This window comes from uncultured Mucilaginibacter sp., from assembly GCF_937859865.1.
In the GTDB taxonomy this organism is placed as follows: Bacteria; Bacteroidota; Bacteroidia; order Sphingobacteriales; family Sphingobacteriaceae; genus Mucilaginibacter_A.
In genome coordinates this window covers 9278-9687 of record NZ_CALMAT010000171.1, presented here as the reverse complement: position 1 = coordinate 9687, position 410 = coordinate 9278, and the positions used below count along the sequence as shown (strand labels likewise).

Here is a 410-nt window from a genome sequence, read left to right as displayed (position 1 = left end):
AACAACAATAATAACTATGCCTTTTATTCATCTGCTAATCTAAAGGAAATGACAACAGCAGCCAATACTGTTTTTATGCCCATAAAAACAGTATCGAACTATTTCTCCAGCAAACCATCCAACGTAATGGCCACATAATACAAACCGCCAAGCGTTGGGCCGCCGGCGTATTGGATGTAACGTCGGTTCAATAAATCGGTTGCGCCCATTTTAATGCTGGCTTTGTATTGCGGCACACGCAGCGAAACTTGTGCATCAAAAGTATGGATGGCCGGAACGGAACCGGTAACCAGCGGGCTTTCCCACAAAAACCCTTGCTGCCATTTGTAAATCACGTTAAAACCTAAATTTTTGATGATCTCGCGGTTGCCAAAAGAAAGGTTGGTAGATAAAATCGGCGTGTTAAAACC

The 410-nt window shown here is 43.2% G+C and carries 1 protein-coding gene (cut by a window edge); it reads right to left on the bottom strand.

Going from position 1 to position 410, the window contains the following annotated elements:
- Nucleotides 1–98: 98 nt before the first annotated feature.
- Nucleotides 99–410: the final stretch of a TonB-dependent receptor gene (locus Q0192_RS17940; protein ID WP_299291746.1), read on the bottom strand. 2610 nt of this gene lie beyond the right edge of the window; 312 of the gene's 2922 nt are visible here — the last part of the coding sequence; the start codon falls outside the window, past its right edge; the stop codon is at nt 99–101.